The sequence below is a fragment of the Confluentibacter flavum genome, assembly GCF_002843175.1.
Taxonomy (GTDB): Bacteria; Bacteroidota; Bacteroidia; order Flavobacteriales; family Flavobacteriaceae; genus Confluentibacter; species Confluentibacter flavum.
In genome coordinates this window covers 126918-151417 of record NZ_PJEO01000052.1, presented here as the reverse complement: position 1 = coordinate 151417, position 24500 = coordinate 126918, and the positions used below count along the sequence as shown (strand labels likewise).

The window sequence follows — 24500 nt, the reverse complement described above, 5'->3', positions numbered from 1 at the left end:
ACGGCGGGCCATACCAGGCAAGCAATGTCTTTGTGGATGTGCCACCTGGATTAAATCATTATATTGATGTAAGGCATACCAATGGGTGTATCCAAAGGACACCGGCCTTTGATATCGAACAATACGACCCATTGGCATTGGCATTGGCTGATGGCGGACTAAATGAGATTGTTGCCGTTACCACGGGTGGATCTGGGGTTTACCAGTATACGCTGAACGGAGAGGATTACGGAAGCGCCAACACGTTCCTGATCTATAGATCTGGGGATTACACGGTCACGGTGACAGATAGTTATGGCTGTACGGCAATGGCAACCAGGTATTTTGAATATATAGATGTATGTATCCCAAATTATTTCACGCCTGTTACCGAAGGATGGGGACCGGGATGCGCCACACAATATAGGAATTTGACGGTTGATATTTTTGATAGATATGGACGTAAGATAGCAACGCTCCGTGTGGGAGATAAATGGGACGGTAATTATAATGGAAAAGAATTGCCATCAGGGGATTATTGGTACGTAGTGAAATTGAACGACCCAAAAGATGATCGTGATTTTGTGGGGCACTTTACCCTTTATAGATAATGGAAACCAGTGGCTGAACCCTCTAAAAAACAAAACAAATGCGAAAACTGATTATATACCTACTATTATTACTGGTCCTAGCCAAAGGCCATGGGCAAGAGCTTAACCTGCCGGTCTTTACGCAATATTTGGCGGACAACAATTTTGTGGTCTCACCGACCTATGCGGGCATAGGCGATAATCTAAAGTTAAGGGCCAATGGCCTGACGCAATGGGTCGGCATAAAGGATGCACCGGACAACCAATCGTTCTATGCCGATTTCAGGATTGCGGACCGTAGTGGAGTGGGGGTGTCGTTCTATAACGACAAGAATGGGAACACCATCCAAAAAGGGGCCAAGTTCTCCTTTGCTCACCATCTTATCCTGGATTATTATTCCAAGCAATATCTATCGTTTGGGATATCCTATAACATTAATAACTTTAGAATTGATATCAGTAAGTTCAACAATGGCACGGACCAGCCACCAGTTTCAAATCCACTTATAACGGACGATAGATCTACCAATAACAATAATTTTGATGTGGGCATGCTGTACAGGAACAAGGGGTTCTTCTTTAGTTTTAATGCCAATAACATATTGGAGAAAAAAATAGATGAGGACATAAGGATCGCGGAGCCAAATTTGCTGTTGAACTATCAGGTATATTCCGGCTATACCTTTAACGGCCCAAAGAAGAGCGGACTGGAGTTTGAGCCCTCCATTTACTACCAGATGTTCAGCAGTGACAACCGGAGCAGCACCGATCTCAATTTCAAGTTCAGGAAGTTCAACAGGAACGAGGATTATTATTGGGCCGGGGTATCCTACCGTTTCTTGAACGACCAGTTCTTTAAGCCCTTGAATCTGGGACCAATGCTGGGCTTTAAGAAGGATATTTTCTATTTTGGATATGCGTACCAAGTAACTATGAACGATCTATCGGGTTACAATTCAGGTACCCATGTTATTACGATTGGGTTGGAATTTTTACAGGGAATCAGTAATTGTCCATGTACACAGAGCCCGGTGCACTGATTAAATTTACATTATTTATAGTAATAATTGTTAAATAATATTATTATATTGAAATAATTTTATTGATTATTAAACTATTAAGTATCATCAAAAACTTTTTGAATTTTATTAAATCTTATACACCAACAAAAGCAGAAACAAATGCTATTTCAGTTGGACTGTTTGCTTTTTCAGGTATTTTACTGATTGCTTTTATTGTTTTATTGACTTTGGAAATTAATTCCAATTGGGTCTTTTTTGTGTTTGGTGCTTTAGGTTTAATGATTGTTGTATTAGGCCTAATATTTAATTATATAACTGATATATTATCCAGAATTCCTAGAATTTTTAGATTAGCAGGTTTTGTATCACTTCTCTTTATTTATAAACTTCTTGATTCAAATAAAATTATAGTAACTTTTCTACTTATTCATATTTGCCTTTGTAGTTTTTTGGTTTATATTTTCTTCCGTGGTAACTTTTATAAGTTCTCAATAGTGAAGAAGATCATATCTATATTGGGGATTATATACGCTTTTATGGGCATCGTTCTATTTGTTGTTTTGTTTAATTCTTTGGGGTTTGAAACGAGGGATAGTATTAATAATGCAGCATTATTATCACAAGCAAATATAAGTCACATACAGGCTAAATCACCAGCCGAAACCGGCTTGTATAAAGTGAAGACTTTAAGTTATGGAAGTGGAAGTGATAAACAGCGTCCAGAATATGCTAATGAAATCGACATTAAAGCGAAAAGTGTTGATGCTACTGAATTTATTGATAATTGGAGTGGTTTAACGGGTTGGTGGAGAACAAAGTATTGGGGTTTTGACAAAAGTAATTTGCCTCTAAATGCACGTGTTTGGTATCCAGAAAACAATGGTTCATTTCCATTGGTTTTAATGGTACATGGCGATCATCCCATGCAAGATTTTTCAGATTCTGGTTATGCATATTTAGGGGAATTGTTAGCTTCTCGAGGTTATATTTTTGTTTCTGTAGATGAAAATTTCCTTAATAATATATGGGCTTATTATGCTGGAGCTCTTTATAAGGAGAATGATGCTAGGGCATTGTTGTTGTTAGAACATTTGAAATTGTGGCACGAATGGAATCAAGAAAATAAAAGTCCTTTTTTTAATAAAATAGATACTAGCAAGATTACTTTAATAGGGCATTCTAAAGGCGGTGAGTCTATTGCTCATGCTGCATTATTTAACAAGCTTCCTTATTATCCAGATAACGCAAAAATACCATTTGATTATAATTTTAATATAAAATCACTCATAGCCATAGCTCCTGTAGATGGACAATATAAGCCATCAGGTGAATCCTCATATTTAGAAAATATAGACTACTTAGCAATCCATGGTTCGCATGATGCCGAGGTTAGATCTTTTGTTGGTTTAAAACAATACGACCGCATCAAATTCAGTGATAGCAAATATCATTTTAAATCAGGTCTTTATATTCATCGAGCAAATCACGGACAGTTTAATACTACTTGGGGAAATAAAGATTCTTTTAGTCCATTTACCGGTATTTTAAACTTAAAAGAGTTAATGGATGAAACTTCGCAAAGAGAAATTGCCAAAGTATACATTAGTGCTTTTTTAGAAGCTTCTCTAAAAAACAATAAAGCGTATTTACCATTGTTTTTAGATTATAGAACAGGTGATGATTGGCTTCCTGAAACTATTTTTTTGAATGAGTTTGAAGACTCAAATTGTAAGTATGTTTGCACATTTGATGAAGACTTCAATTTATCAACGACTACTTTGGATGGCGGTAATATTTCAACAAAAAATCTAATAATTTGGCGTGAAGAACAAATTAGGATGAAATTTGAAAATAGAGAAACCAAAGGAGTTGTTGTGGGATGGGATAATACAAGAATCCTTAATTCAAATACATATTCCACTCCATCATTTTCAATTGCATTACCCTCAAAAAAATTGAATATTGAATCCAATACGCTATTTGTTTTTTCTATGGCTATGATAGAAGACTATTCAAATGATTTGGAAGAAGAATTAATGGACTTTACAATATCATTAATAGACTCCAAAGGGGAACGAGTTATTTTCCCTTTGAGTAAAGTATCCTATTTACAAGAACCATTAACAGTTGCTTTAGAAAAAGCTGATTTTATCAATGGTTACAAGGAATCAGAACGTATGCTTAAAACATTTTCCTTTGCAATAAATGATATACAATTATTAAATCCGTTTTTTGATTTTAATGAGATTACCAATATTGAGTTTCTATTTGATAGAACTAAAAAAGGAGTGTTAATAATGGATAACATTGGTTTTACAAAAAGTTTAAATGGTCTGCAATAAATTAATATCTGTTTTATTGAAATTAAAGTATTTAACAGCTTTAACATTTCCTTTTACTGATATAGCACCAATATAATTTTCATAAGGACTAAAAGAAAATAATGTCCAATTATGTTTTTCCTTTATATCCCATTGTGTTTCTAATAATTCAGCACTTTCATGGGAATCTATTGAAACAGAAAACGAGTCTAGCGGATACGAAAGCCCTATAGATTTTGCCTTAATAAAGGACTCTTTCCGAGTCCAACATCTATAAAAACCTTCAGTTTGATCTTCTGTTGGGAAATTATTTAGAAACTCAATTTCCTTTTTTGAAAAAAAGTTATTCGCAATATCTAATACATCGAAGTTGTTTTTTATTTCTTCAATATCCACACCAATGTCATGGCTTTTAGTAAAACCAAAAATAGCCATCTTGCCAGAATGGGATATGTTGAAGTTTATGGACTGATTATTAATCGTTTCTGGTTTTCCAAAATCACCATATTTAAACTCCACTTTTTTCGGATTAATTGATAGATACTTAGCTAGTAAAACTCTTAAAACACCTCTAGCTACAATAAATATATTTTTATCATTTATAAACTTGAATTTATCCGCTTTTAGCTTTTCATCCGTAGAAAGTAGTGAGGTATAATATGGTATTTGTTTTTTACAATTATTGACATCAATATACCATACATCAACCATGCCTGAAGAAAGATTGAAAGATTTTGTATTTGATGGTTGCATAAATGATGTTAACAAGGTTATTTTAGACACTTTTCAATGGTTTTTGCCACAAACGCAATATCAGGCTTCTCAAATAAAGTTCGATGGTTACCTTTTGTAAAAAGTATTTCTACGCCATCTGAAGCAAGATTTTTCCATGATTTAATGGTTTCTTCGTTCAGACTTTCTTCATGTTTCTCAGTAAGTATTAATGATATTTTTACTGGGTATGGTTTCCAAATATAATCAACGCATATGTTGACAAGATTGTCCTTTACTTTTTGAAAATGATCTTTCTTATTAATACTCAGTAATTTTTTTATTTTTAAACTTAAACTGGGTATTCTGTCAACAATAATAAGCTTGATGGTTTGGAATGGTTTTTTTTTGAATCTTTTGTAAAAATTTTTAGCTCTGATTAGCTTTCTTTCTTTGGTATTTAGTTTCCAAGGATTTGCCATTGTATCCATTACAATCAGATTTAAATCCATGCCTCTTTTTTTCATTTGTATCGCCATTTCATGACCAATAGCAACACTTAAACAGTACACAACCACATTATACGGACCATCAGGCTGAATTTTAGTAATGGACTCTATATAATCATCAGTCATTTCTTGAACATTTTTATGCATGGCTTCGCTGCCATAAAGGCCCGATGGTTGTATGGCATATATTGGTCGCTCAGGATCTATATATTCTGTTAAAAGATTATAGAAAAAAACATGTCCGCCACCAGCATGTATACAAAACAACGGTTTTTTATATCCTTCTTTCCTCAGTGGAGCCACGTAATCCCACGACTCATTGGTATTTTTGTTAACATCAATATATTCAGATAAATCTTTTATATTTTGAAATTCGAATAATTGATTGGGTGAAATCATCATCCCCATTTTCCGTGCTTTAGCAATAATTTGAATGCTTAAAATAGAATCACCACCAATTTCAAAAAAATTATCATTCGTACTTATGGCATCTATATTTAATACGTCTTGCCATATTTGAAGCATAACTTGTTCTGTTTCATTCTTTGGAAGTTCTACATTACTATCTTTTTGATTGGCAGATGAATGAGCGTATTTTAAAATTGAGAGGGCTTTTTTGTCAATTTTACCATTTGGTAGTTTAGGAAATGCTTCTAGCTCTATTATTTTAGCTGGAATCATATAATTTGGAATACGCTTTTTTAAGTAACTTTTTAATGCTGCTTTATTATAATGCGTCTTTGCAATAACATAAGCGACTAATTGTTTAGGTTTCTCAGATGAAGATTCAGATTCATTGTCAAGATGGTTGTTTTCTAAATTCAATACAACCCCATGAAACATGATGCTGTCCATCAATGTTTGTTCTATTTCCTCTAATTCAACACGAAAACCCCGTATTTTAACTTGTTGATCTTTTCTTCCTAAGAATACAATATTACCGTCATTTCGAAATTTTCCTAAATCACCTGTTTTATAGAGCTTTTCTTCAGTATTGAAAGGATTTGTAATAAATACCTGTCGTGTTAATTCGGGTCTATTTAAATATCCTTTTGAAAGTCCCGTGCCTCCAATATAAATTTCCCCAATGGCACCTTTTGGGACTAAATTTAGTTTTTCATCCAGTAAATAAATGTTTGCACCAGCGACGGGTCTACCTATTGGTATTGAAGATTTAATAGTTGCTTTTGTTATTTCATACGCGATGCACCATACGGTGGCTTCTGTGGGGCCGTATTCATTATATAATTTTACTTTAGGCAGTTTATTAAAATGATAATCGCAAAGTGATTCAGTACAAGCTTCACCAGCAACGATAACTGTTTTTAAAGTTCCAAAGCTATCTGGGCTGGTATATTCTAAAATAGTTTTGTATAATGATGGAAGCATGAGTGTATGACTAATGGAATGATCTTTTAAAATATTACCTATTTTATCAATATCCTGTTCCAAGCGTTTTTCACTAATAACTAAATTACCACCCGTACAAAGCGTCCAGAAAATGCCTGCCTTCGAGCTATCAAATGATATGGAGGATAATAGTAAAAAAGCTGATGGATTATGGTTATAAAAATAAATTCTTCCAGTGGTAGAATTAATAATGCTTTTATGGGTAATAGGGACTCCTTTTGGCTGTCCTGTACTACCTGAAGTATAAATGATATAGGCTAAATCGTCTTCACTCGTTTGAGGATAATCAAGAGTGTTCAGCTCATTAATAGTATCAGTTAAGTTTTCAATGAAAAGGGTAGAAATATCTAAACCAGTATCATGAATAGTAATATTTTTTTGAGTTAATAAGATTTTTACGTTGGAATCTTTTAGCATAAAATTCACGCGTTCCTTTGGGTAATCTGCGTCAATTGGTAGGTAGGCACAACCAGCTTTTAAAATACCAAGCATGCCAACAATCATGTTTATGGATCGATCTAAACATAGGCCTATGACTTCGTTTCTTGTAGTAATATTTTTTAATAGACTTTGGGCCACTAAACTTGCTTTATGGTCCAATTCTTTATAAGTCATGGACACATTACCAAAGGTAACGGCTTTATTTTCTGGGTATTTAGAAGCTATTTGTTCAATGATTTTATGTATGGCTTGTTCTTCAAGGAGATGGTTGCTAAATTCATTTTTTTGATTACAAAGGAATGTTTTTTCCTTTTCGTTTATGATAGGAATATCGGCTATAACTATGTTGGGATTAGAAACGATGCCTTCTAAAAGCAGTTTAAAATAATCTTGAAATCGATTTATGGTTTCTTCTTCAAATAAATCGGAAGCATATTCAAAGGTCGATGAAAATAAACCATGTTCTTCTGATATATAGATGGTTAAATCGAATTTCGCGACCTTAGAATCAAACCATGTGTGCGTTAAACTTAAATTATCATCAAAAAAAGGATTTTCAGGAACTGAGTGATATAGAAACATCACTTGAAAAAATGGGTTTATGGATAAGTTCCTATTTGTTTTTAGTTCTCTAACCAAAATATCAAAAGGAACATCTTTGTTGGAGAAAGCTTCCAACGTGTTTGTACGTACGTTCCCTACAAAATCCATAAACGTCATAGAAGGGGAAAGGTTGGTTCGCAAAACAATAGTGTCATTAAAAAAACCAATAAGATCTTCAAGTGCTTTTTGATTTCTATTTGTTACAGGCGTCCCTATCAAAATATCTGTTTGACCGCTATATTTATATAGCATTATGTAATAAACGGAAAGCATCAAATTAAAAGGCGTAGTTTCTAATTTTTTTGAAAGCTTTAGGAGTTTACCTGATAAATCCTTATTAAAAACTTGAGTATACGAAGCAGCACCTTTAAATGATGGATGTTTGGGCCTGGAGTAATCTGTAGGTAAATTTAAATTGGGAATTTCACCAGAAAGTTTATTTTTCCAATAATTAAGATGGTCGTTATTTATTTCTTGATTTTCTAACCAATAGGCATAATCAGTATATTGTAATTGGTTTTTTAATTCTGAAAGCCGAATATCCTTATTAAATTGTCTGTAATAATGAGCTACATGAGCTCTGAAAATTTGCATGGACCATTTATCCGTTACTATATGGTGTAAGGTGATTTGAAGTATATGTTTTAGGTCATTTATTTTAATTAATGAAGCACGAACTAAAGGGCCTTTATCCAGCTCAAAATATTTTGTGGCATCAGCTAGCATGATTTTATGACATTCTATTTCAGCATCTAACTCATTTAATTTACTTAAATCATGTGTTGAAATTTCCATCTTGGCAGACGCATCAACTTCTTGGAAAACGGTATCTCCATCGGCATGATAGGTGGTTCTTAAGATATCATGATCATTGTAAACTTTTTTTAAACTTTCAATAAGATGTTCTTTAACTAATTCACCTATAAAAGTATACGTTTCCGAATAATTGTAGAATGGATTATCGGGATACAATTGTTGTAAAAAAAACAGCCTTTTTTGTCCGTAAGAAAGTGGTATTTTAACTCCAGGAGGCGCCTTTTCTATAGGTTTTATGCTCGTTGTTTTTTGCTCTCTATTTTTCCATTTATCTAATAAAGATTCTTGCTTCAATTCCTTTTCCATATCTTTCTTTTTATCTCAGACCTAACCAAACGGCAAATTGATAACCGTACCTTCTAATGTAGTTATCAATAGGAAGATCAATATCAAAAGCACGTTCTACTACCCAATAAAGAGAAATAATTATGAGTAGGGCAGACAGGTAAACTAAAAACTTGGGATATAATTTAAGGTTTCTAATGACATATAATAGAGGAAAAATAGCTGTTATTATAGCTAATTGCCCAATTTCAACACCAATATTAAAACCTAATAGTGTTAAGGCAAGATTTTCACCATTAAAACCTAGTTCTCCTAAAACACTTGCAAATCCAAATCCATGAAACAATCCGAATACAAAAGCAATAAGCCAATCTTTTCCCTTAAAAATGGGCCTAATATTGTGATAGGCTGCCAATCCAATAGAAAGGGCAATAATGGATTCAACAATCCTTGATGGCAGAGCTATTATATTTAAAGATGCTAAACTTAATGTAATGGTATGTGCAATTGTGAAAAAAGTAATGATTTTAATGATGTAGATAAAAGCAGGTTTAAACTTATCAACAGGTTCCCAGCCCCAAATACCAGCTTTTTTCCGTCGTACAACAGCAGGTAAAATAAGCGCTATTATAAATAAAATGTGATCAATGCCAATCCAGATATGCCAAATACCTTGTCTGATCATCGCCATAAAACCTTTCATGATAGATCTTTCTTTAAGCGATAATGTTTTTTTCCAGTCGTTGTGACTAAAATATAAGTCAATCATTTTTTCGTTATTTATCAAGCCTGCTTTCCAGTTATACTCTTGCCCTAATAAATTTTGGTGGTTAGGCTCTTCTTCAATAAAAATTTTAAAAACAACATCTATTTCGTCAGGTAAAACATTAGAATTTTCTAAATAAAAATGGAATATTACAAAATCACCATATCCAACACTCAATATGCTTATTTCATTGGTAAATACCATTTTATAGATCTTACTGCCAGTTGAAAAAGCGGTGTTTTTAATTAAGTAGTCCCTAATCTTATTGGCATATGGTTCAACGTCCTCAACAGACGTTTTTTTATTTAAATGAAGTCCTAAAACATCATTTAATTCATTTATGTTAACATGTATGGTTCCTTCAATATTGGCGTTCTCATAAATTCTAAGATACATGAGACTATTATCGGGATTATGTCCAAATACTTTGTTAACAGTGGTTAAAATTAGAGCAATAAATACTAGGCACAGGAATTTTTTATTCATAGCGGTTAGTTTATTGTATAACACACTAATTGTTAAAAGTGTGTTTTAGCGATTTTTTTTAATGAATATCGTAAATATTAGAAGATTCATAATATTCAATATTATTTTTTTCGTTCAATACAAATATTTAATCGTTGAATTACGGAATTACTATTTTAGTGATAAACAATATTCATATATCTTTACCTTGCTAGGTAAAAAGATTAAATATAAAAAATTGCTATATGTTGTATTTAGTAGGTATATGTTATTGATATTATAATACCTATCAGCTTCTATTTTCCTAAATTTTAGTCATGTAATCATTTTTAATGAATATAAATTTATTATGGAAATAAATGACGCTTTGGAAACCTTTATCAAACAAGAGATTATAGAGGAAAAATTAGATAATTTGAGTCACGACGAAGACCTTCTGAGTACTGGACTTATAGATTCTATGGGCATCATGCGTATTGTGCGTTTTATTGAAAAACGATTTAATATGGAAATACCTTTTGAAGACATGACTTTCGATAATTTCATGACCATTAATAACATGAGTAACTATATTTTAAAAAATAGCTTAAAATCATAGTTATGATAGACCAATCAAAATCGAAGTTGTATGCCTTGACACAAAGTCAACTATCCTTATGGCTCGGACAAAAATTACATCCTAATGTCCCTTTATATAATGTACCCTATGCCTATCATATACATGAAGAGATAGATGAGGGTGTATTCGCCAAAGCATTCTCTGATATGATTAAGCAGATAGATGTTTTAAGAACTGTTTTCATAGAAAATCAAAATACCCCTTATCAGCAGATAATGGATGACTATGATTATGCTTTTGAAATGCTGGATTTTACTTCTGAGTCAAATGTATTTCCTGTCGAAGAATGGTTACAAAAACGAAGTGAAATAACTTTTGATTTTTCTAAGCCATTATTCGATTCCGTTTTAATAAAAGTGGATTCCCAACACTATATCTGGTTTTTAAATGTGCATCATTTAATAACAGATGCTTCAAGTTCTGTAATTCTTTTTGATACTATGTCTAAAATATATGGGCAAATCAAAAATCATAAAAAACCATCAGACTTAAATGAATTGTTTAACTATTCCGATTATGTAGCATACGAAATAGACCAAGCAAAAAACAATACCGAAGAAAAAAAATATTGGGAGAGAAAAGTTGATTTATTTACGAAAGCACCCTCATTATATGGCGTAAAACAGCCTCTCAATCCAACAACTAAATCCAATAGGGTTGTATTAAATTTAGATTTTGAACAATCACAAAAATTAAGGGATTTAGCTAAGCAAAGTGATATTAAATCATGGACACAAGAACTCACCCTATTTAATATTTTTGCTACGGTTATATTTTCGTATCTATATAGAATAAGTGGTCAAAATAATATAGCTATTGGTGCCCCTATACATAACAGGACTACAAATAAGTTTAAAAAAACGGCAGGGCTATTTATTGAAGTATTCCCTTTAACTGTTGATTTAGACGAGGATGATACATTTTATACATTGCTACAACGCGTTAAAATCGAGAGTAATGCCTTTTTAAAACATGCTGTAACAGGAGCTACTTCAGCAAAGGTAAGCAGAAGTTTTAATGTTATTTTTAATTATATAACTTCTAGCTTTTCAAATTTTGATGGGTTGGAAACAAATGTGGATTGGATTCATCCAAATCATAATGATGCCGCCCACCAAATGAGGTGCCATATTTACGATTTTGAAGCAACAGGTAAAATCAAGGTTGTTTTTGATTTAAATGAGGGTATTTTATCGAGTTTGGTAATGCATCATTTCTCAAATATACTAGATGCATTCATTCAGGATATTGATCAGGAAATATCAAAACCAAATCTTATAACGCAACAGGAAACAGACGCTTTTTTACTTCCCAAATTAAATTTCGACTCACCATACAGTTCTATCTTAGAGCTTTTTGAAACCATGGTTAAATCTAACCCTAATAGTGTTGCATTGCAATGTGGACCTGAAACACTCACTTATAATGGTTTAAATAAAAAAGCGAATCAATTTGCAACTTATTTAAAAAAGGAAGGTGTTGTTTCAGAAAATAAAATAGCACTCTATACCTACCGAAGTATAGAGTATATTGTTGGTTTGCTCGCCATAATGAAATTAAGAGCAACTTTTATACTTATCGCTGCTGACCAACCTAAAGATCGTGTTCATTTTATGCTTTCTAATTCAGGAGCCAGCATGGTTTTAACTGAATTGCCACTGAAAACTAATGTATTGAATATTGAATTACCTGTACTGGATTTAAAAACGGTTATAGCTGAGAGTTCAAACCTATCGGTTGATAATTTGAATATTAAACTAACGGCTAATTCGATTGCATATATTCTATATACATCTGGTTCTACGGGTAATCCTAAAGGTGTTATAATATCACATAGTGCCTTGTCTAATTATTTGCTTTGGGCCAAGGGTTATTATGGCATTGATAGTAAATCCATTCTTCCGTTATTTACATCTATAGGCTTCGATCTTACCATTACGTCCACCATTTTACCTTTATTAAATGGCGGCAGATTGATTGTTTATAAGGAAAATGCATTTGGACCCGATATATCCTTATTGCAATTATTGGGAGATAATTTGGTTAATACCATTAAGCTAACGCCATCACATTTGTCCTTTTTTAAGGGAAGAGACTTGACAAACTCTACTATAAAAACAATGATAGTTGGCGGTGAAGATTTTAAAGTACAACTAGGTAAATCAATCACCACTGCTTTTGGCAATAACATCAGGATCTTTAATGAATATGGCCCTACTGAAGCGACTGTTGGCTGCATAGTAAGTGAGTTTAATGCAGCATTACATACAGGTGCTTCTATCCCTATAGGTATCCCTATTAAAAATATGCATGCCTATATTTTAGATAGTCATAAAAATCTAGTACCTCATGGTGTTGTGGGAGAACTGTATTTAAGTGGGGCAAGTCTAGCAAATGGCTATTTGGATTTAGATGAATTAACTAAGGCAAAGTTTGTGGATAATCCTTTTGTAACAGGGGCAAAAATGTACCATACAGGCGATTTAGCTAGAATTAATGAAGATGGGGATTATGAATATTTAGGAAGGGTAGATGAGCAAATCAAGTTAAGGGGCTACAGGATAGAATTAACCGATATAGAATCCAATTTAATGGATTTTAAAGGGATTGATACTTGTGCAGTTGTTTTGGTAGACAATAAAAAAAGGACAGAAGAAGTAGAGAAGGTGATAAATTGTACAAATTGTGGATTACCCTCAAATTATCCAGAAATAGATTTCGATGATCAAGGCGTATGCCATTTATGTAATGCCTTTAAAAATTACGAAGATAAAGTACAAAAGTATTTTAGAACAGAAGCAGAGCTAAAATCAATCTTAACCAAGAACAAGACTAATAACCCAAGTTATGACTGTTTGACACTTTTGAGCGGAGGTAAGGATAGCACCTACATTTTGGCGCAATTAGTAGGCATGGGACTTAAAGTTTTAGCATTTACCTTAGATAACGGCTACATATCACAACAAGCAAAAAATAATATAAATAGAATTGTTGAGAAGTTGGGAGTTGATCATATTTATGACTCAACGAATCATATGAACCAAATTTTTGTGGACAGTCTTAAAAGACACAAAAATGTTTGTAATGGTTGTTTTAAAACCATTTACACATTGAGCACAAAAATTGCCATGGAAAAGCAAATTCCTTTTATTGTTACAGGCTTGTCCAGAGGTCAGTTTTTTGAAACACGATTGACAGAAGAATTATTCTGGGAAGAAAATTTGGATGTAACTAAAATTGATGACACTATATTAGAAGTTAGAAAACTTTATCATAGAGAAGAGGATGCCGTTAAAGAGTTGTTAGATGTTTCCTTATTTGAGAATGATGCTGTTTTTGATAAAGTCCAGTTCGTGGATTTTTATAGATATTCTGATGTGAGTCTCGAGGAAATGCTTCGATATTTAGAAGACACAGTGGGCTGGATTAGACCAACAGATACAGGACGTTCTACCAACTGTTTAATAAACCAAGTAGGGATTTATGTTCATAAAAAAGAAAAAGGCTATAGCAATTATTCGTTCCCTTACAGTTGGGATGTGCGATTAGGGCATAAAACCCGGGATGAAAGTCTTGAAGAAATTAATGAATATATAGACGAGACTGAAGTAAAACGTATTATGAACGAAATTGGTTATGAGGATTCTGATAACCTTTTTGAGAACGATGAAAAGCTAGTCGCATATTATACGGCTAAGGATGCTGTTTCAACAAAAGATTTAAAGGCGCACTTGTTAAAGAAAGTACCAGCCTATATGATACCTTCCGCTTTTAAGCATTTAGACGAAATGCCTCTAACAAAAAACGGCAAAGTAGATAAGAAAGTTCTAAAAGAAATTAAGTATGCTGCAAATAAAACCAATGACATACAAACTTCGTATGTGTCTCCAAGAAACGATATTGAAGAACTGGTTTATAATGTATGGCGAGACGTTTTAAGGTTGGATAAAATTAGTGTTCACGATAATTTTATAGTCTTAGGAGGGCATTCACTAGCAGCTATAAGGGTAACATCTAGAATTAATGACGAATTGGGAATGGAAATTCCTTTAAATAAAATTTTTAATTTACCTACAATTGAAGCATATGCCAGCCATATAGAACAAAGAATTCTTGAATCATTATAAAAAAGCTATGACACAACCAAGCAACCAAAAGAAAGTTCCAAAGTATGTCTTATGTTTCATTTTATTGGTTTTCACTTTTATAAGCATGCAAGCTCATGAGCTTAGCGGAACAGTAGTTTCAGAAGAAACTAGCAAACCCTTGCAAGGTGTTGGCGTTTATAATAAAACTACGGGTACTTACACATATACCAACGTGGCGGGTTATTTTGAGTTAGATGATATTTCAGTTGGTGACAAAATTTATTTTTATAGTTTAGGTTTTGAAAACCAAGAACTTGTTATTAGTGAAAAGCATTTAGATAATACTGAAAATATTATTTTAAAAGTATCCTCTGTATCCTTAGATCAAGTATTGATAGTTTCTAAGGTTAATGTGTTAAGCACCTTTTTAAATGTAGATTTAAAAACAAGTCCAGTAAAATCGTCCCAAGAGATACTACGTAAAATACCGGGGTTGATAATTGGTCAGCATGCCGGTGGGGGTAAAGCAGAACAGATTTTTTTGAGGGGTTTTGATATAGACCATGGTACAGATATTGCCATTGATGTGGATGGTATGCCCGTAAATATGGTTTCGCACGCTCATGGACAAGGTTATGCCGATATGCACTTCATCATTCCTGAGACCATTAATAACATCGATTTCGGAAAAGGATCTTATTACGCCGATAAAGGAAATTTCAATACGGCAGGTTATGTGGATATCAATACCAAAAAAACCATCGACGAAAGCTTGATATCTCTAGAAGCTGGACAATATAACACTTTACGTGCTTTGAGTATGATTAAAGTTCTGGAAGAAAAAAATAGTAGTGCCTATTTGGCCTCAGAAATGGTATTGACCGAGGGTGTTTTTGAATCGCCTCAAAATTTTAACCGTTTTAATATCATGGGTCGTTACAATTTCAATAATTACCTAAACCAAGAGTTTGATATGGGGATTTCCCATTTTCAGAGCAAATGGGATGCTTCTGGGCAAATTCCAGTACGTGCAGTTGAGAGCGGATTAATAGGTCGTTTTGGAGCTATTGATGATACCGAAGGCGGTAATACCAGCCGAAGTAATATGTGGATAAACCATAAAAAGCAAATAGACGAACATTCTGTAGTAAAATCTTCAGCCTACGTGTCTAAGTACGATTTTGAATTATTTTCAAATTTCACATTCTTTTTGGAAGACCCAGTAAATGGCGATCAAATACAGCAAAAAGAAGATAGAACCATTATTGGTGCAAAAGCAGCCTACGAACATTCATTTCATCTTGGAGACCATGATGCGCAGTTAAAATATGAGTTGGGAATTGGGTTTAGATATGATGATGTTAATAATGTTCAATTATCCAGAACCTTAAACAGACAAACTATTTTGGAACGATTGGCATATGGTAATGTGGATGAATTAAATTGTTTTTCGTTTGCCAATGTAACGTATAAAAAAAATAAATGGACCTTCAATCCAGGGTTGCGTCTAGACTATTTTACTTTTGATTACGAAAATTTATTGACACTCACTTACGATAATAAAAGTGAGAACAAAGTACTGTTAAGCCCAAAGTTTAATATTATTTATGCGGCTTCTCCCAAGACTCAATTTTATGCTAAAACAGGGCTGGGTTACCACTCAAACGATAGTAGGGTAGTGACTGCCAATAATGGAAAAAAAATACTCCCAACCGCTTTTGGGGCAGATTTTGGTGTTGTTTTAAAACCCAAAGAGCGATTGGTTATTAATGCCGCTTTATGGAGTTTGTTTTTGCAGCAAGAGTTTGTGTATGTTGGAGATGCTGGTATTGTTGAGCCTAGCGGAAAAACGCAACGCTATGGTGCTGATTTTGGATTGCAGTATCAGTTGACGGATTGGTTGTTTGTGAATGGCGATGTTAATTATTCACATGCTAGAAGTGTTGAAGAGCCAAGTGGACAAGATTACATTCCGCTTGCTCCAGATTTAGCGTCAGCAGGGGGTATTAGTTTTCGTAATTTATGTAATTTTTCGGGTGGGATTAATTACCGCTACATTAAAGATAGGCCAGCAAACGAAGATAATTCCATTGTGGCAGAAGGCTATTTTGTAACCGATTTCAATTTAAATTACAATTATAAAAATTGGACTTTTGGATTGATTGTGGAAAATGTATTCGACACCGAATGGAACGAAACACAATTCGCCACAGAAAGTAGATTGTTCAATGAGCCAAATTCAGTTGAAGAAATACATTTTACCCCAGGAACCCCATTTTTTTTGAGAGGAAAAATATCAGTTAGGTTTTAAGGTTGGAGTCCTTTGAAATTTTGTGTTATTGCTATGGGATAGGTTCCTAGGGAATTACTAATCGTCATTGTACAGAGTCTGATTCATTAAAAATATTTTGATAAGCGGTTTTAACCGTTGAAATTAAATCATCAAAATCCTTTGATTTATCAAAAAATGCCGTGGCTCCTTTTTTAAGACATATATTTTTTAATTCAGAATTTATTGAAAATACGTAAACCAACGATTTTAAATGATCTTCTTTTACCTTATTCAAAATAGTTATACCATTGCCATCATTCAAATTTAAATCTAAGATGATGATATTAAATTTGCAGGTATCTAATAAATCTAGCGATCCTGCAACGGTATTCGCTAATTTTATTTTTTTTGAATCAATAAAGTCCGTTAATTTTTTTACTATTTTTTCGCTTATAATGGGTTCGTCTTCAACAACTAACATATAATGGGAAATTAGTTTATTCATTTTTCAGTTAACTTGAATAAAAGTAAAATGTTCAACATATATTAAAAATAAGAAATATGCTTATTTTTAGTATATGTAGTTATTTTTTCCAGTAAAATCTTCTTTTTCACTGGTTTTTCTATAAAATCATTAAAACCATATTCTAGACAATTATCATTGAATCGGTCATGAACAAAGGCAGAATGTGCTAAAATAGGTATTTCAGAACAGGTATTTCTTATGGCTTGAGTAGCAGTTAATCCATCCATGATGGGCATATTGATATCCATTATAATTAAATCAATTTGTTTGTTTTTTTCAAATTTCTCAACAGCTTCTTTCCCGTTCATGGCATGAATTAGAAGGCAACCTTCTCCTTCCAGTAAATTTTTTAAAAACAAGTAGGTGATAAGGTCATCTTCTGCAATTAATATGGTTTTGTTTTTTAGTTTTTCTTCACTTGTTCCCAATTCATTTAAAAGCATGTTAGGAATCGTAAAATAAAATTTAATTCCTTTACCGTCCAAGTTTTCAACTTTTAAATCGCCTCCTAGGCAGTTAATTATTTTTTTTGATATGGTTAAACCTAAACCAGATCCATTGATTGTTTGATTTAAACTAAATTCTGATTGGGTAAATGGTTCAAATATACTACCAATACATTTTTCTTTGATGCCATCACCATCGTCTTCCATTGAAAAAAATATACTGTCGTCTCTATTTTGTATGGTTAATTTTAAATTTTTATTGAAATTAAATTTAAAAGCATTATCCATTAAATTTTTTAAAACACGAATGAGAATGTTTTTATCTGTTTTAATCACAGTAACGCTTGTGTCCATTTCCAGAGAAAACGTATTGTTATTTTCATTGTGGATTTCCTTTAGTTCTTTTATTAACTTTTCTATCTCTGCCTTTAATGAAAATGAGCTTGGTTTAGGTTCTGCTATACCGGAACTCAATTTTGAAACTTCAATAACATCTTCAATAGTATTTAAAAGTTTATCACTACAATTTCTGATTGTTTCAAAAAATTCAGTCCTTTTTTCAAGTGTTAAATTTGTGTAATTGTTTTCAAGTATATCCATAATCCCTAAAATGCCACTTAATGGCGTTCTTACTTGATGGCTAATAGTATTTAAAAAGGCGTATTTTAACTTTTCAGATTCCTGGGCTTTTTCTTTTGAAAAAAGTAAATCTTGTTCCATCTTTTTTCTTTGGGTAATATCACGAACACTGCTAAAAATAAAATCCTCATTATTTAAATTTATATATCTAGCCGTCACTTCAACCGTTTTTATGTCTCCATTTTTAGTGACATGGTTTGTTTCAAATAATAACTTTTTATTCTTTTTTATATGTTTAATGATTCTTTTAGACTTTAAAATGTTTTTAGGTTCATTAATATCTAAAACATTCATTTTTAGTAATTCTTCTTTAGAATAGCCTAAATATTGGGAAGCTTTTTCATTTACTTTTACAAAGCCACCTTTTTTGTTCAATAAATAGAGTGCATCTCCTAAATTTTCAAAAAGAAATTCAAATTTTTTAGCCTCTTTTAATGCATATAGTTCTGCTATCGACTTTTCTTTTATTATTAAGTCTTGATGTTTTTTTAGCATCTCTTCTTCTGTAATGTCAATAATAAAAATCAACTTACAGGCTACATGGTTAATTTCTAATTGGTGGGTTATTCTATTTATAAATGCGATGCTACCATCATTTTTAATGAAACGTCTTTTTACTTTGTTGGATGGCTTTTCATCATTAGTATCATTAATGACACGGCAGATACAGGATAAATTGTTGCAAAATGAATTTTTACAACTTAGGTTGTTTAAGTTTGAAATACCTATAAAGTCTAGAAATTGTTGATTGGTAAAAATAATATTCTGACAATTATCAACCATTGCTATTGGCAACGGTATACAATTAAGTATGTTATATATTTCACTTTTTGTAAAGCTGTTTGGTATAAATTTTAAAATTTTTGATATTTGCTTAAACTGACCCATTTTGAGTGTGTTGGTTGTACTACAAATATTATATATAAATGCTCAAAAAACAATAAGCATTGTTTTTAGATTACCCTAGTAATTTTCTTAAACAACGCTTATAGCTTTATGAAATGTAAGATGGAAATTGTTATTCCAATGAAATGATGCCCTCTTTAATGGCATATTTTGTTAAGTCTGGAATAGTAAATAAATTTAATTTATGCATAATATTGGTGCGATGCACATCAACGGTTTTTGGGCTTACAAAAAGTAATTCGCCTATGTCTTTTGATGAGTTGCCTTCTGCAATCAGCTGGAGTACTTCAATTTCTCTGGTTGTAAGCACATCAACCTCATTTTTGTTACCATTGCTTGAGATATTTTCAATAAGGACATCCGAAATTTTTTGACTTACATATTTTTGGTTGCGGACTACAGATAAAATGGCTTCAATAAGCTCTTCGGAACTGCTGTCTTTTAGTAAATAGCCATAAGCTCCCGCTTTGAACATGCCTATAACAAATTGTTTGTCTGAGTGCATAGACAAAGCAATGACTTTTATATTTGAATCGATATCAATAATTTGTTTTGTGGCTTGTACGCCATTAAGACCAGACATGGCAATATCCATAATGACCACGTCGGGCTTAAATTTTTCACAAAATTTAATAGCGTCCCTGCCATTTGAAGCTTCACCAATAACTTTTAAAGTTTGTTTTTTTTCAATTAAACTTCTTAAGCCATTTCTAACTATCTTATGATCATCTACTAATAAAATTGAAGTTTCCAAAATAAATTATTACAATAATTCCTATTGTAAATATATAAAAATTTTTACAATTGTACCAGTTTCAATAATAGGCTTAGAAGTTATATTTACGGTGCCCTTTAAGTTATTTATTCTTTCCTTTAATGTGAATAAACCAAACCCATTACTAAGAATTTTATTACTTAGTATGTTATCTACATTAAAACCCTTTCCATTATCTGAAACTAAAATATTCAAGCCTTCATCAACAAATTTAAAATCAATATGAATTAAACTTGCATTTGCATGTTTAATCGAATTGGTAACAATTTCTTGAATAGAACGATAAATGGAAATGAGTTCATTATCATCTAATTGTATGCTTTCTATGTTTGTTGTGAATTCAACCTTGATATGATACTGTTCTTCTATTTTATCTGAAAACCAATGCATGGTGTCAATAATGCCTAATTGATACAACACAGGCGGACATAAATCATAAGTGATTTTTCTTGAATTTTCAAGGGCATCCGTAATATGGGTATTAATAAAATCGATATCCGAGACGTGGTTTTTTAAGGATGTATTTTCTCTTAAATCCTTTAGTTTCATTTTCGAAATCACTAATGATTGGCTTAAATGGTCATGAATATTAGCAGCAATTTCCTTTCTTTGCTTTTCTTCGACTAAAAAAATTTCAGTAGTTAAATTTTGTAAAGATTTTTGATAGTTTTTAATTGCTCTATTTGCTTCTACACGTTCGGTAACATCACGACAAGAAGAGACGATGCCTATTACCTTGTTGTTTTTTGTAATGAGTTCTTTTAAAGATTCAAACCATATATAGTCATTTGCTTTATTTTTAACCCTATATGTAATTGGTTTTGATTTTCCTTTTAGTAATAGGTCATTAATATTGTTTTCAACTTTTTTTAAATCATCAGGATGAATAAAATCATATTTTTTTCTACCTATAGCTTCACTAACCTCATATCCTAATAAATCTTTTACAGATGGACTCAGATATACAATTTCAGAATCTGGATTAACTAAGAATATCAAATCTTTTGAATGGTCGGCTAACAAGCGATACTTTTGTTCACTAGTATTAATTTTCTTTAAATTATTCTTTAATAAGAAGAAAAGAAGAAAAGATGTTAAAAACACATACGCCAAACCCTTATAGGATTGAAACTCAGTTACGGTTTCAGGAGGAAGCATTTTTTCTAAAAGTATATCAGAAAATATGATGTAAAGACTACCTACTAAAAAATAGATAAAAGCAATTTTTAATGATAAATAAAATTCTAATTTTTTGGTTGGCATTGTTAAATCAATAAAAGATGTATGTTCAAGACAAAGCAGAAACATGCACTAAAATAATACTAATTTGATATAAAAGGCGCAGTTATATAAAAAATATAAATTTATTTAATTGGAATATGATGAATACTATTATAACTTTTGAAGCTTAAATTTTATGTTTAAAGTTTACTTTAATAATTTCCGTAGCGTCATTATTTTCAATTTCAAACTGATTATTATCAAGACGAGTTAATTTCCAATTAATGTAGTTACAGGTGCTTTTTTGTGACATACTATCATCTACCTTTAATGTTAAAGTGTTGGTATTTTCAAAATAGGTCCATGTACCATTAATTAGTAATGTATCCGGAAAACCTATTGGAGGCGCTATTAAACCTGAACCATTGTTATCATCAGATTGTGGCTCCTTTATTAGTAAGTTTCCATTAGAGAAAAATTGAAGTTCTGATTTACTTTCATAAGTTTCAAAATGACCTGTAGAATTTTTATTTACATAGCTATCGCGTATCCAATTTTTCGACATTAATGTTTCATTTACTTTCTCATTTACGTCATTGGTTTCAACGGAGCACCCTAAGATTAAGAAAATCAAAGTAAAACTTAAGATATAAGTTGCGTTACTTTTTAACTTTTTAATATCAATATGTAAAGTATTCATTATTTTAGGATATTTGATTTATTGTAATCGCAAAATTACATTTCCAGGCATGTAGTATAAATAGGTAAAATACTTATATTTAAATAGGAATTAATTTATTTAACCGTTTATAAGAATAAAGCAAATGTTATACTATTTTTGCACTTAAAATTTTCAAGAGTTAAATGGAAACCCGTGCTAAACAGCGTATTGCTTTAAGTGTATATTTTTTTCTTTCTGGAATTTGTTTTTCTTCATGGGCATCACGCATTCCAACCATAAAAGCCTTTTTTAATTTAAATGATGCCGAGCTTGGAACGATTCTTTTAACAATGCCCATAAGTTCCATTATTGGATTGCCTATTTCTGGTTGGTTGGTGTCAAAATTTGATAGTAGAATCCCACTTGTAGTATCATTTGTGTTTTTCTCTTTTTCACTGGCTTTAATTGGTTACGCCACAACGTCTTTTATGTTGGTATTGGCTATTTGTCTGTTTTCGTTCTTTATGAGGATTTTAAATATTTCAATGAATACACAATCCATAACCTTACAAAATAAGTTTGAAAAGCGGATTGTTGGTTCGTTTCATGGTTTGTGGAGTACGGGCGGATTAATAGGGGTTGCGTTTTCTACATTAATGGTGAAAAATGACATTTCCATTCAGGTTCATTTATTAGTAATTTCAATAGCGACGTTAATTGTTTCCTTGGCATGTTATAAGTTTACCTTAAGGAACGATAAATCGACTTCGGGCAACAAGTTAATTTTAGGAAAACCAGACACATTTATTCTATATCTAGGTGTGATTATATTTTTTGCGGCCATGTGCGAAGGCGGCATGTTCGATTGGAGTGGGGTATATTTTAAAGAAGTCGTTAAAGAAGACGTTTTTACTTATGGCTATCTTACTTTTATGGCAACTATGGCGTTTTCTAGATTTTTCTCCGATCGACTGGCACAAGAAATTGGCGTTCAAAAAACATATATTTTGAGTGCTCTATTAATTGCCTTGGGTATTTCAATAGCGGTTGTATTTCCGTTTTTCTGGTCTGCGCTATTTGGATTTTGTCTCGTAGGTTTTGGTACGGCTCCTATTTTCCCTATGACATTTGCATTGGCAGGAACTTCAAAAAAGTATTCTCCTGGAATGGCTATTTCAATAATATCTACCTATGCTACGATTGGGTTTTTATTAGGGCCCCCATTTATAGGTTATTTATCACATGCTTTTGGTTTACAAAAGGCCTTCTTTGTTTTTGTTATAGCAGGATTAATGTTTATTCCATTATCTTATGCATTCTTTCGCTATCAATCTAAAAATGCTTAATAGTTTAATTTTTAACAACTTCAACCTCAAATAATTTATCCCAGCGTTTTCCAGTAACAAAAATAGTTTTGGTTTTTGGGTTATAGGCTATGCCGTTAAGCACGTCTAATCCTTGATGTTGCGTTACTAGTTTTTTTAATGGCGAAAAGTCTATAACACCAATAACAGCGCCGTTTGTTGGATTGATGATAGCAACGCCATCTTTTTGGTAACGGTTGGCATAAATCTCGCCATTAATCCATTCCATTTCATTAATCTCAACAATTTTACCTTTATTGGTATACACTTGAATATGGTCTTCTTCAACCATCGTATCAGGATTTAATAGCCATATATGTTCTGTGCCGTCACTTTTATAGATGGTTTTGTTATCATTACATAATCCCCAACCTTCTTTGCTTTTACCATATTTGAAATCATTAAGTTTTTCAAAAGTATTAACGTCATACACAAAACCAAGACCTCCTTGCCATGTTAATTGATAAATTTTGTTGTTTATAATGGTGAGGCCTTCACCAAAATATTGATCTGCCAAATTGATGTTCTTTAATACGTTGCCTGTTTTGTAATCTAATTTTCTGAGTTTTGATTCCTTGTGCTGTCCCGTACTTTCATAAAGCGTGTCATTAAAAAACTCTAATCCTTGAGTGTACGAAGTGATATCGTGAGGATATTCATTAATTATTTTATAAGAATATATTTTTGGTGGCTCACTATTTAAAACGGTTATTTTAATAACCGTTTTTTGCTGTTCGTTATTAAAAAAAATAGTAGCTTCAATATTTTGATTTCCTAATTTAGTGTTTTTTAAATCCGTGTTTTCTTTTATTGATTTTCCGTTTAAGGTATATCTAACAGAATCAATAGCATGGTTTTTCGGATTTTCAATTGACAGAATTAAGGTTTCCGCATTAGAAATTACTTGCTCCTTGGCATTGGTTTTAATGGTAAAATCATTTTTATTGGTTCCGCAAGACAGGACAAACGAGCTTAATAAAATGATTGTGAGGAATTTAAATAGTTTCATTTTTAACTTAAATTTTAAGCAAGATATTTATTTAAAATCAGTTTAAAAAATCATTG

Annotated in this window: 16 protein-coding genes; 7 read left to right on the top strand and 9 right to left on the bottom strand. The window is 32.1% G+C overall.

The features are described 5' to 3' along the window. The 3 genes from CSW08_RS15270 to CSW08_RS15260 all read left to right on the top strand — a co-directional run. On the top strand, positions 1–590 hold a 590-nt coding region (locus tag CSW08_RS15270), incomplete at its 5' end, for a T9SS type B sorting domain-containing protein (protein ID WP_157831450.1). A 38-nt stretch (positions 591–628) separates the two neighbouring features. Next, on the top strand, positions 629–1609 hold the full coding sequence (locus tag CSW08_RS15265) for a PorP/SprF family type IX secretion system membrane protein (RefSeq protein ID WP_106659566.1): 981 nt from the start codon (positions 629–631) through the stop codon (positions 1607–1609). A gap of 98 nt (positions 1610–1707) precedes the next feature. Continuing rightward, positions 1708–3933: a poly(ethylene terephthalate) hydrolase family protein gene (locus CSW08_RS15260; protein WP_157831517.1), complete on the top strand. Its 2226-nt coding sequence runs from the start codon at positions 1708–1710 to the stop codon at positions 3931–3933. Here the strand turns inward: CSW08_RS15260 and CSW08_RS15255 are convergent. Genes CSW08_RS15255 through CSW08_RS15245 form a run of 3 tightly spaced genes read right to left on the bottom strand, consistent with a single transcriptional unit; the run spans position 3916 to position 9939 of the window. Continuing rightward, positions 3916–4695 carry a 4'-phosphopantetheinyl transferase family protein gene (locus CSW08_RS15255; protein WP_106660729.1) on the bottom strand — a complete coding sequence of 260 codons (780 nt, stop codon included), beginning with the start codon at positions 4693–4695 and terminating at the stop codon, positions 3916–3918. The two genes, CSW08_RS15260 and CSW08_RS15255, sit on opposite strands and share 18 nt — an antisense overlap. Beyond that, the gene (locus CSW08_RS15250; RefSeq protein WP_106660728.1) at positions 4683–8708 is read right to left on the bottom strand and encodes a non-ribosomal peptide synthetase; all 4026 of its coding nucleotides are present in this window, start codon (positions 8706–8708) and stop codon (positions 4683–4685) included. The genes CSW08_RS15255 and CSW08_RS15250 overlap by 13 nt, the downstream gene beginning before the upstream one ends. A 10-nt stretch (positions 8709–8718) precedes the next feature. Beyond that, a complete protein-coding gene (locus CSW08_RS15245; RefSeq protein ID WP_106660727.1) occupies positions 8719–9939 on the bottom strand; it encodes a HupE/UreJ family protein in 1221 nt (406 codons plus the stop codon). A gap of 328 nt (positions 9940–10267) precedes the next feature. Here CSW08_RS15245 and CSW08_RS15240 point away from each other — a divergent pair, with 328 nt between their 5' ends. The 3 genes from CSW08_RS15240 to CSW08_RS15230 are packed head-to-tail and all read left to right on the top strand — an operon-like array spanning position 10268 to position 16936. Next, complete coding sequence (locus CSW08_RS15240; protein ID WP_106660726.1) at positions 10268–10516, top strand: acyl carrier protein; 249 nt, start codon at positions 10268–10270, stop codon at positions 10514–10516. Positions 10517–10518: 2 nt separating this feature from the next. Further along, a complete protein-coding gene (locus CSW08_RS15235) occupies positions 10519–14664 on the top strand; it encodes a non-ribosomal peptide synthetase (RefSeq protein ID WP_106660725.1) in 4146 nt (1381 codons plus the stop codon). A gap of 7 nt (positions 14665–14671) precedes the next feature. Next, positions 14672–16936 (top strand): TonB-dependent receptor, encoded by a 2265-nt coding sequence (locus CSW08_RS15230; RefSeq protein ID WP_106660743.1) that lies wholly within the window; start codon positions 14672–14674, stop codon positions 16934–16936. A gap of 64 nt (positions 16937–17000) precedes the next feature. Here the strand turns inward: CSW08_RS15230 and CSW08_RS15225 are convergent, their stop codons facing one another. The 5 genes from CSW08_RS15225 to CSW08_RS15205 all read right to left on the bottom strand — a co-directional run bounded on the left by CSW08_RS15225 (position 17001) and on the right by CSW08_RS15205 (position 22110). Then, positions 17001–17402, bottom strand: coding sequence for a response regulator (locus tag CSW08_RS15225; protein WP_106660724.1), 402 nt, complete (start codon positions 17400–17402; stop codon positions 17001–17003). Between the two features lie 41 nt (positions 17403–17443). Beyond that, positions 17444–19396: a hybrid sensor histidine kinase/response regulator gene (locus tag CSW08_RS15220; RefSeq protein ID WP_106660723.1), complete on the bottom strand. Its 1953-nt coding sequence runs from the start codon at positions 19394–19396 to the stop codon at positions 17444–17446. Positions 19397–19526: 130 nt separating this feature from the next. Then, on the bottom strand, positions 19527–20168 hold the full coding sequence (locus CSW08_RS15215; protein WP_106660722.1) for a response regulator: 642 nt from the start codon (positions 20166–20168) through the stop codon (positions 19527–19529). A 21-nt stretch (positions 20169–20189) separates the two neighbouring features. Next, on the bottom strand, positions 20190–21452 hold the full coding sequence (locus CSW08_RS15210) for a sensor histidine kinase (RefSeq protein ID WP_162495563.1): 1263 nt from the start codon (positions 21450–21452) through the stop codon (positions 20190–20192). 145 nt (positions 21453–21597) lie between these two features. After that, positions 21598–22110: a hypothetical protein gene (locus CSW08_RS15205; protein ID WP_106660720.1), complete on the bottom strand. Its 513-nt coding sequence runs from the start codon at positions 22108–22110 to the stop codon at positions 21598–21600. Positions 22111–22274: 164 nt separating this feature from the next. Here CSW08_RS15205 and CSW08_RS15200 point away from each other — a divergent pair, with 164 nt between their 5' ends. Beyond that, entirely contained in the window at positions 22275–23417 is a 1143-nt protein-coding gene (locus CSW08_RS15200) for an MFS transporter (RefSeq protein WP_106660719.1), read from the top strand. A 4-nt stretch (positions 23418–23421) separates the two neighbouring features. Here CSW08_RS15200 and CSW08_RS15195 read toward each other — a convergent pair whose 3' ends face one another. Then, complete coding sequence (locus tag CSW08_RS15195; RefSeq protein ID WP_106660718.1) at positions 23422–24444, bottom strand: glutaminyl-peptide cyclotransferase; 1023 nt, start codon at positions 24442–24444, stop codon at positions 23422–23424. Between the last annotated feature and the right edge of the window lie 56 nt (positions 24445–24500).

Excerpts from the sequence above, each read along its gene's own strand:
- CSW08_RS15265 (WP_106659566.1), top strand. The coding sequence starts at position 629 with ATGCGAAAACTGATTATATACCTACTATTATTACTGGTCCTAGCCAAA.
- CSW08_RS15250 (WP_106660728.1), bottom strand. The coding sequence starts at position 8,708 with ATGGAAAAGGAATTGAAGCAAGAATCTTTATTAGATAAATGGAAAAAT.
- CSW08_RS15245 (WP_106660727.1), bottom strand. The coding sequence starts at position 9,939 with ATGAATAAAAAATTCCTGTGCCTAGTATTTATTGCTCTAATTTTAACC.
- CSW08_RS15240 (WP_106660726.1), top strand. The coding sequence starts at position 10,268 with ATGGAAATAAATGACGCTTTGGAAACCTTTATCAAACAAGAGATTATA.
- CSW08_RS15235 (WP_106660725.1), top strand. The coding sequence starts at position 10,519 with ATGATAGACCAATCAAAATCGAAGTTGTATGCCTTGACACAAAGTCAA.
- CSW08_RS15230 (WP_106660743.1), top strand. The coding sequence starts at position 14,672 with ATGACACAACCAAGCAACCAAAAGAAAGTTCCAAAGTATGTCTTATGT.
- CSW08_RS15225 (WP_106660724.1), bottom strand. The coding sequence starts at position 17,402 with ATGAATAAACTAATTTCCCATTATATGTTAGTTGTTGAAGACGAACCC.
- CSW08_RS15220 (WP_106660723.1), bottom strand. The coding sequence starts at position 19,396 with ATGGGTCAGTTTAAGCAAATATCAAAAATTTTAAAATTTATACCAAAC.
- CSW08_RS15210 (WP_162495563.1), bottom strand. The coding sequence starts at position 21,452 with ATGCCAACCAAAAAATTAGAATTTTATTTATCATTAAAAATTGCTTTT.
- CSW08_RS15205 (WP_106660720.1), bottom strand. The coding sequence starts at position 22,110 with ATGAATACTTTACATATTGATATTAAAAAGTTAAAAAGTAACGCAACT.
- CSW08_RS15200 (WP_106660719.1), top strand. The coding sequence starts at position 22,275 with ATGGAAACCCGTGCTAAACAGCGTATTGCTTTAAGTGTATATTTTTTT.
- CSW08_RS15195 (WP_106660718.1), bottom strand. The coding sequence starts at position 24,444 with ATGAAACTATTTAAATTCCTCACAATCATTTTATTAAGCTCGTTTGTC.